This window comes from Mycobacterium sp. (genome assembly GCF_049278535.1).
Lineage (GTDB): Bacteria > Actinomycetota > Actinomycetes > Mycobacteriales > Mycobacteriaceae > Mycobacterium.
On the sequence record NZ_JBAPMI010000170.1, the window covers coordinates 23619 to 31895 of the forward strand.

An 8277-nucleotide genomic window follows, 5' to 3' on the forward strand; every position below is an offset into this window, starting at 1 on the left:
ATTGCGGTGCCGAAGAGCTGGCCCACGCCATAGGTGAACGCCAACCCCAACGCGCCGCCGACGCCGCTGGAGCCTGCCAAGGGTTGGCCAAGTTCTCAGGATCGATCTTGAGTTCGGCACTGGCGTGCGCCGCCAGCGGATCGTGTGCGGTCAACTCACGCGCCGCCTGTGCCGCAGTCTGCGCCGACAGCTCTTTGCTCTCGTAGATGCCGGTCAGTTCGGCAAGTTCGGCGTCGGGCATCTGACGCAATTCCCGCTTCTCGTTCTTCAGTTGCGCACCTCATAGTCGCGCTGGCTCGACACCGAAACGAACTCTCCCAGGGCCATCGACACGGCTCCGGCCACGATGGCCGCGAGCCCCGCGGTGAAAATCGCACCCCGGTACGGAGTGGCTCCGGCGACACCGACCACGATTCCAGCCACCGAAACCACGCCATCATTGGTCCCCAAAACCGCTGCGCGTAACCAGTTGAGGCGTCCAGTCGTATGACCCGCATGCGGCTCCGCGACATGAGTCGGTCGCCCAACAGCCGCCTCACCGTCGCGCCGGCGCTTCGGCTGCGCGGCTGCTGGTTCTTGTCGCTGTCCCTCGACCACGATGCCTAGCCTGGCTCATAGTCGTCTCTCTCGCCAGCATGCATAGCCTCATCAAACTTGCGGTGCACGGCGCCGGTCAGCGCTCTATCGAGCTTGCCGAACGCGGCGGCGGACTAGATCAATCCCGTCGCGTCGAATATCCATGACGTGTCCGCTTTTGCCCAGTCTTCCATCAACGTCGGCGGGGCGTGCGCGGTCAAGCCGCCCATGTCCCAGTAGTCCTTCCACAGCGTCACCTTGCCGTCTTCGACGCGGTGGACCGAAACGAATTGCAGCACAGCAGTTTCGCCACTTTTCCAATTCCAGGTTTCGGAATGCTCGTACATCGCGTCGGAGCCGTTTGACACCAGCACCCCATCGTGATTCTCGTAACCCGCCAGCGGCTCGAGTCCGACCTTGAGCCGCTTGACGATGTCGTCGGGCCCGCGCGCGGCCAGGGTCGGGCCGACCGGCATGTCGACGTAGATGCAGTCCGCGGACAAGAACGCTTTGACGGCTTCCCAGTCTCGGCCCGACAAGGCCTGCCACAGTCCGAGCACCGCTTTCTCAACCGACATGGACCAAGGGTTACAGGCAACCCCCGTGCGGGGCAAGGATCAGCGGATCTTTACAGTCTGCCCAGGCACCATGCGCGTAGGAGGTGGGGATGCCAACGCTGCGATCACGAGGCCGACGTGCCCGCGAGACCAGTCCATCGCCGTTTTCGCCGCCCTGGACGCCCAGAGCGGCGCAGTACGGGGCGGCCATTCACCACAACGTCGCGGTGCCGATGAGCGACGGCGTGGAGTTGCGGGTCGACATTCATCACCCCACCGAGCCTGGAACCGACCTGCCCGCCGCAGGGCCGTTCCCGGTGCTGCTGTCGCTGACGCCGTACGGCAAGAAGGCCCCGCCGCCGGCCGCCCAAATCGGTGGCGGCCCCACTCCGTATCTGATCAAACGGGGCTACATCGAGGTGATGGTCGACGTCCGCGGGTGCGGCGTCTCCGGTGGTTCCTTTGAGATGTTCGGCGCCCGGCAAGCACAGGACGGAGTTGAGCTGGTCGACTGGGCGTCCAAGCTGCCCAACGCCAACGGGCGGGTCGGCATGTTCGGGGTGTCCTACCTGGCGATCAACCAGTTGTTCACCGCCGCCGCTGTCGGGCCGAACTCGCCGCTCAAGGCGATCTTCCCGGTGATGGCCGCGCGCGACTTCTACCGTGACGCGGCGGCGATGGGCGGCGCGCCCCATCTACGCACCGTGCGGGCCTACGGCGGGGTGTACCGGCTGCTCAACGTCGTCAACCCGGCGCTGGAGGTGATCAATCGCGGCAAGCATCCACGCCCACGGGCCGGCGGGGTAGCCGGGGTGCGCAAGCGCGGGCGCGATCAGCGCAGCTACTTCCGGCCATTGATCGCCGACGCCGTGGCCGGCGGTGATACCGCCTTCGACGAACAATTTTGGGACGCGCTGCGGCCGGCCACGGTGCTCCCGGACGTCGTCGCCAACAAGGTGGCGGTCTTCCTGGTCGGCGGCTGGCATGACGCTTTCCAGCGCGGCGCTCCGCTGAATTACGCCGCGCTGCAGAACGCATACGCGGGGCGGCCCGACGAGCAGCCGATGCAACCGGGTCAGCCGGTGTCCGAGCAGCTGCGGCTGATGATGGGCCCGTGGTATCACGTCACCGACTACAGCGGGCTGCACATCCACGCGCTGCAGCTGCGCTGGTTCGACTACTGGCTGAACGACGACGCCGAGGCGGAGATCTCCGGGGCGCCGCTGACCTTTCAGCCCATCGGCAGCTCACGGTGGTTCCATGCCCGGGAATATCCGCTCCCCGCCGCGACACCGACCCGGTTCTATCTCTCCGATGCCGGCCGGCTGACCGCCGACAGTGCGCCCGAAACCTCCATGGCCACAGTCAAATACGTCGGCCGCGGTCCGGTGGCCGGCCGAAGCGTCGAGCAGTGGACGCTCGGGATGACCAGCTTCATCCGCGCCCAACGCGGCGGAAACACCCGCTACGACCAGGACAACCGGCGAGTGCAGCGCGGCGCGCTCACCTACACCACCGAGGCCTTCGCCACGCCGACGTTAATCGCCGGCCCGATCACACTGACCCTGCATGCGACCGCCGACACCACCGAGTCACTCTGGGTCGCCCACGTCGACGACGTCGCGCCCGATGGCGCGTGCCGACCGCTGACCCAGGGGGCTTTGCTCGGCTCGCACCGCGCATTGGACCCGGAGCGCACCTGGTACCTGGCCGACGGCACGGTACTCAAGCCGCATCACCTCAGTACTAGAGCGGCGGTCACGCCCGTCGTCCCGGGCGAGCTCACGCGCTACGACATCGAAGTCTTCCCGACCGCCGCGCTGCTGGAGTCAGGTCACCGGCTGCGACTCACGGTGACCACGTTCGACTTCCCGCACCTCGTCCCCACCGTGCCCGCGCGCCGCGCCCTGGCCGGCGGCACCTATCAGCTCCACCAAGGCGGGCCCGCTCCTTCGCATCTGCTGATCCCGGTGGCCGACCCGAACAGCTTCGATTGAGCCAGTGCGGCAGCGTCATCCGGACACGACGACACTTAGTGGCGCATACTCGCGGTAATGACGTCACTACAGCGATACATCGCCGAGGAGATCGCCACCGACCATGTCGACGGACTGCTGACCAGACGTGAAGCCATCCGGCGGCTGGCCCTGCTCGGGGTGGGCGCGGGTGCTGCGGCCACGTTGATCGCGGCCTGCGACGAGAAGCAAAGCCCACACCTTCACTCGCAATCGGGCGAGGGAGTGGAGCCGCCGGGCGCGAAGCAGGCGCTACCCACCGAGCCGATCGCGTGGGGCAGCCCGCGCGGCGAACTGCAAGGCGCCTGGGCACAGGCCCACAATGCCCGTCGCGGCGTGCTGATCATCCACGAGAACAAGGGGCTCAACGACTGGGTCCGGTCGGTCGCCGAACGTTTCGCCGGAGCCGGCTATTCAGCGCTGGCCATCGACCTGCTGTCCGAGGAAGGCGGGACCGGAAAGTTTGACGACCCCGCCAAGGCCACCGCCGCACTGGCAGCCGCACCGCAGGACCGATTCATCATGGACCTGAATTCCGGCATCGAGGAACTGCAAAACCGGGTCCCAGGCGGGAAAATCGCGGTGGTCGGTTTCTGTTTCGGCGGCGGGCTGGTGTGGCAGCTGCTGGCCTCACACACCGCGCGCCTGTCGGCTGCGGTCCCGTTCTACGGTCCGCTTCCCGACAATCCCGACTTCAGCGGCGACAAGGCCACCGCGGTGCTCGCGTTTTACGGGGGCATGGACAAGCGCGTCACGGATTCGGAGCCGGCGGCCAAAGCCGCCCTCGAGCGCGCCGGGCTGATTCACGACATCGTCATCGAACCCAATGCCGACCATGCGTTTTTCAACAACACCGGGCCCCGCTACAGCGCGGCAGCCGCCGAGGACGCCTGGCGGCGGGTACTGGATTGGTTTGGCCGCTACCTGGCTTGACGGCATGATGCGTCCGTGACCAATTCGCCGTCTGTCATCACGCTGGGCCAGCTGCTCGACACGCTCGACCTCGAACAGGTCAACGCGGAGTTCTTTGTCGGAAAACAGATCGACGAAATCGGCCATCACATCTCCGGCGGCCACATCGCAGCCCAGGCTCTGATGGCGGCCAGTCGCACGGTGGCCGACCGCCTACCGCACAGCACGCATATGTATTTCCTGCGGCCCGGCGACGCCCGGCATCCGGTGGACTTCGAGGTGACGACACTGCATGACGGCGGCACCTTTTCAGCCCGCCGCGTGACGGCCCGCCAGTTCGGCTCGGTACTGCTGGAGGGCATCGCGTCGTTCAGCAAGCCCGTCGAAAGCATTGTCTACCAGCCGCTTCCACCGTATCTACCAGATCCCGAGTCCGTGCCGAGTTTCGCTGAGCAGCACAGCGATCACGCGGAGGAACGCGGTGGCTGGTGGGTACGCGAGCAGCCTATTGACTGGCGTTACGTGGACCCGTCGGCCAGGCTGGCAGCCGATATGGCCGAGCCGCCGCCCGCCGGGATTCGAATGTGGTGGCGCCCCAACGGTACTGCGCCGATTGATCCGGTCGTCGCCGACTGCCTGACCGCCTTCGTCGCAGGCCGCACTCTGCTCGAGTCGGCGATGATCGCCCGCCGCACGACTCCGCTTGGACCGGGCTTCTCGGCACTGATGGACCTGGCGATGTGGTTTCACCACCCGCCGGACCTGTCGGATTGGCTACTCTACGAACAGCATTCACCCAGCGGCATCGGCGGTCGCGGGTTGGCACAGGGCACCATGTTCAATCGCACCGGTCAGCTGGTATGCACGATGACGCTGGAGTGTTACTTCGGCGGCAAATCCAGCAGTTAGCGGGCGACCATCGACCTGGCCGGTCCCAGCGCGACAGGCAGCGTCAACCACCCGTGCAGAACCCGGGTGTCCCGGCGACTGCCCGCACCGGCGGAGCGCACGTCGGGAAAACGATCGAAAAACGACCGCAAGCCAACTTCGCCCTCGGCACGGGCCAAAGCCGCACCCAGGCAGAAGTGCCGGCCCCCGGAGAAGGCCAAATGCTTTCCGGCGTTCTCGCGTTCGATGTCGAACGTGTTCGGGTTGACGAATACGTTCGGATCGCGGTTTGCCGCGGCGACGTACACGATCACCAGCTCACCCTGGCTGACCGGGTGGCCCCCAACTTCGGTGTCGTTCTGCGCTATCCGGGCGGTGAGCTGGACCGGCGACTCCAGTCGCAAGATTTCCTCGACTGCGTTGGGCCACAACTGCGGACGCTGACTCAGCGTGCGCAGATGCGCGGGATTGTCCAGCAGCATGCGTATCCCGTTGCCCAGCAGATTAACCGTGGTCTCGAACCCGGCCGCCAACACCAGACCGGCAACCGCGCGAAGCTCATCGTGATCGAGATACGTTTCCTGCGAACCACTTTCAGCTTTCTGGATCAGCTGGCTCATCAGATCGTCGCCGGGCGTGCGGCGCAGCTGCGCCAGATGCGTATCCAGCCAGAAGTTGAATCCGGCAATCCCGCGTTGCACCCGACGGTACTGCGGCCAGGGCAGCCCGAAATCCAAACTCGGCGCGGCGAGCTCGCCGAATTCGAGAATGCGTTGACGATCGTTCTCCGGCACGCCCAGGATGTCGCTGATGATCGCCACCGGAAGCTGTGCGCAGTAGCGGTCGACGATGTCGACGACTCCGGGCTCGCGGGAAAGCTGATCCAGCAATGATGTCGCGGTCTGCTCGACACCGTCCCGCAGCGCGGAAACCGCTCGGTGGGTGAAAACCGACGACACCGTCTTGCGGTAGCGGGTGTGGTCCGGCGGTTCGACGGCCAGCAGCGACGGCGGAAGCAGCGGATGGAGCAGATCGTCGCGAACACGACGCTCGAGCCACCGCAGCGGCGCAGGCAGGTTCGATCCGATCGAAAGCACCCGGAAGTCGTCTGATCGCAGCAATTCGTGCCCGATCGCATGGTCTGCGGTGATGTAGCCGATTCGGGCCCGCACCAGCGGACCACGCGATCGCACCTCCTCGAAGAAGGGCACTGGATCCGCTTTCACGGCGGGGTCGGCGATTAACCGGGCTTGCAGGTCACCGCGTCGTGCCCCGATCGAGGCGACGCCGCGGACGAAACCGTGCAGCGCCAACCAGTGCAACCTCTGCTTCAGTGCGATAGCCACGAACCGAGCCCTCCACATCGTCGCGCCGTGCTATCGCAAGCCTACGGCTCATTGCGGACGTCGGCTGTCAGCCCAGTTCCCAGTTCATGTTCTTCGCGAATGCGAGCGCGTCGTCGCTGGCGTTGCCCAACGCGTAGCTGCGCTCGACGTACTCGCGCACCATCGGCAGGAAGTTCATCGGGTTGTAGGCGTCTTCCTCGTACCTCCACAAATCGTCACCGGCGTACTTCATGACGGACAGGTTGGCCGCCTGGTGGATGCTGCCGTCGCCGGGATCGCGCATCTGGTTCTGGAACTCGCAGAACACCCACCCGCGATCGACGTCGATGGAGTGCCAGGACGTCGGATAGTGCGGCATCTCGCTGCCGGGAAAGACATTCATGGTCGAGACGATCCAGTCGCGGATCTGCTCGCGGCCGTGCATCGTTCCGTAGGTGTGCTCGACGTAGGTTGCGTCCTCGGTGAATTGGTCGGCGAACCGTGACCAATCCCAACTGGAACCAATCTCGACCACGACTTGCTTGTGGCGCTCAAAAGCCGATTCGATCTCGTCGCGCGACCACTGCCCATTCACGCTTCGGCCACATCTTTGATGCGATGCAAAGTCTTGGTCATATCCCTAACGTTTCGTCGTTGACGCAGGAAGCCGCCGAATAAGTAGTAGTAGAGGCCGACCAGCGGCGAGGAGGCCATCCGGAATGACTCGGTGACGTCGGTCCCGTCGCCAGAGGGCGCCAATCGGTAGTGCCAGTTGTTGACCGCTCGGTCGCCCATGAGCACCGCGAAGCCGAATTCGCGGCCGGGCTCGCATGCGGTGACGCGGCAGACGGTCCAATACACCGGGCCGATCTCGTTTCGTTTGACGTGACCGCGGAATCGCGCGCCGAGCGCGGGGCCCGTCGCTCCGTCGAGCCATTCGGCTTCAAACACTTCGGGGGAGTAGCTCCCGATCTTGCGGACGTCGGTGACCAGGTCCCAGATCTTGTCCGCCGGTGCCGCCATGTGAACCGTCGCAGAACCCTGCATGGGCCGATCCAAGCATGCTCGTGTGCGGTCGGTGAGCGGAAATGCGGATGTTTGCGTCAGTCCTGCGTTGTGCGCCACACGGGAAATACGAAAAGCGCGCACGAACGCGCCATCGAAATTGGCGGCCAGGCGAATGTCGGAATTCACGCGGTCGCGTTCGACTCCGGCGATACGCTGCCCGATCGTCCCGTTGGCGCCAACCTTGTACAGACGATCGATCCGCGCTAGCGTTTCGACGTCTCCAATCACGATCTCGGACGGAGTGATCACCATCGACGATTCCTTCCCCAGCACAAAGCGGTCCAAGAACGACGGTGGACTCGACGACGGCGAGGCGCCTGTCATTGTCAGCTTGGTCGAAGCCGCGATGCAGATGTTCTCCGCGGCAATCGACGCCTTGCCCGACACCAGCGATCCGGAGTTCTCCGGACGCGCGAACGTGATCCTGTCCGGTCTGCGCAAGCTGCAGACGGCACTCACCAAAGCGGCGTCTCGCGGTCGCGCCACACCGTCAGTCATCGTGTCCCTCAGCGGAGTTCGGACACGCTACGACGACTTGATGGCGATGGCGTCCGAGGCTCCCGGCGCGACGTTGGGCCAACAGCTCTATGTCGTCCGCCGGCGAGCGAAGCTCTCGGCGCAGGAAACGGCCAACGGCGCGGGGCTGAAGCCCGAGCTGCTGGACGCGATCGAGGCCGAGGAGATTCCGACCGACGAAGAGGCGGCCCGGATCAAAGAACTCCTCGCCGCACTCGGGGGCTGACCCCGCCACGGCGGTTAACCCGTCCCACGTTCAGCCATGAATGACGACCACGACTCGTCGTCGGGCTCGCGCTCGCCTGCGGTGCGGGCCCTGATCGCCGTTATTCTGGCGACCGGCGTCGTCGTCGGCGGGACCTTCCTTGCGATCAATCGGCTGCACTCGTCAGCGGCCAATGCCGTAGAACACCCCGGTCC

General features: G+C 65.4%; 8 protein-coding genes and 1 pseudogene. 4 read left to right on the forward strand and 5 right to left on the reverse strand.

Annotated elements, in window-relative coordinates; translation table 11 throughout:
- Positions 1–55: 55 nt before the first annotated feature.
- Positions 56–450 (reverse strand): annotated as a pseudogene (locus WAO18_RS11375) (VIT1/CCC1 transporter family protein); the annotation flags it as partial.
- A gap of 260 nt (positions 451–710) precedes the next feature.
- The gene (locus WAO18_RS11380) at positions 711–1154 is read right to left on the reverse strand and encodes a nuclear transport factor 2 family protein (RefSeq protein ID WP_422206383.1); all 444 of its coding nucleotides are present in this window, start codon (positions 1152–1154) and stop codon (positions 711–713) included.
- Positions 1155–1243: 89 nt separating this feature from the next.
- Here WAO18_RS11380 and WAO18_RS11385 point away from each other — a divergent pair, with 89 nt between their 5' ends.
- Genes WAO18_RS11385 through WAO18_RS11395 form a run of 3 tightly spaced genes read left to right on the forward strand, consistent with a single transcriptional unit; the run spans position 1244 to position 4969 of the window.
- On the forward strand, positions 1244–3130 hold the full coding sequence (locus WAO18_RS11385; RefSeq protein ID WP_422206384.1) for a CocE/NonD family hydrolase: 1887 nt from the start codon (positions 1244–1246) through the stop codon (positions 3128–3130).
- A gap of 57 nt (positions 3131–3187) precedes the next feature.
- Positions 3188–4081, forward strand: a complete 894-nt coding sequence (locus WAO18_RS11390) for a dienelactone hydrolase family protein (RefSeq protein WP_422206385.1) — start codon at positions 3188–3190, stop codon at positions 4079–4081.
- 15 nt (positions 4082–4096) lie between these two features.
- Positions 4097–4969, forward strand: a complete 873-nt coding sequence (locus WAO18_RS11395) for an acyl-CoA thioesterase (RefSeq protein ID WP_422206386.1) — start codon at positions 4097–4099, stop codon at positions 4967–4969.
- Here the strand turns inward: WAO18_RS11395 and WAO18_RS11400 are convergent.
- The 3 genes from WAO18_RS11400 to WAO18_RS11410 form a co-directional block, all read right to left on the reverse strand.
- Entirely contained in the window at positions 4966–6282 is a 1317-nt protein-coding gene (locus WAO18_RS11400) for a cytochrome P450 (protein ID WP_422206391.1), read from the reverse strand. The two genes, WAO18_RS11395 and WAO18_RS11400, sit on opposite strands and share 4 nt — an antisense overlap.
- A gap of 79 nt (positions 6283–6361) precedes the next feature.
- Complete coding sequence (locus tag WAO18_RS11405; RefSeq protein WP_422206387.1) at positions 6362–6868, reverse strand: nuclear transport factor 2 family protein; 507 nt, start codon at positions 6866–6868, stop codon at positions 6362–6364.
- A complete protein-coding gene (locus WAO18_RS11410; protein WP_422206392.1) occupies positions 6865–7320 on the reverse strand; it encodes an SRPBCC family protein in 456 nt (151 codons plus the stop codon). The genes WAO18_RS11405 and WAO18_RS11410 overlap by 4 nt, the downstream gene beginning before the upstream one ends.
- 367 nt (positions 7321–7687) lie before the next feature.
- On the opposite strand from WAO18_RS11410, the gene WAO18_RS11415 reads away from it, so the two are divergent.
- Positions 7688–8083 (forward strand): hypothetical protein, encoded by a 396-nt coding sequence (locus tag WAO18_RS11415; RefSeq protein WP_422206393.1) that lies wholly within the window; start codon positions 7688–7690, stop codon positions 8081–8083.
- Positions 8084–8277: the final 194 nt, after the last annotated feature.

What these genes read in the sequence shown, in the direction of transcription:
- WAO18_RS11380 (WP_422206383.1), bottom strand. Translation starts at nt 1,154, where the DNA reads ATGTCGGTTGAGAAAGCGGTGCTCGGACTGTGGCAGGCCTTGTCGGGC.
- WAO18_RS11415 (WP_422206393.1), top strand. Translation starts at nt 7,688, where the DNA reads ATGCAGATGTTCTCCGCGGCAATCGACGCCTTGCCCGACACCAGCGAT.
- WAO18_RS11390 (WP_422206385.1), top strand. Translation starts at nt 3,188, where the DNA reads ATGACGTCACTACAGCGATACATCGCCGAGGAGATCGCCACCGACCAT.
- WAO18_RS11410 (WP_422206392.1), bottom strand. Translation starts at nt 7,320, where the DNA reads ATGCAGGGTTCTGCGACGGTTCACATGGCGGCACCGGCGGACAAGATC.
- WAO18_RS11385 (WP_422206384.1), top strand. Translation starts at nt 1,244, where the DNA reads ATGCCAACGCTGCGATCACGAGGCCGACGTGCCCGCGAGACCAGTCCA.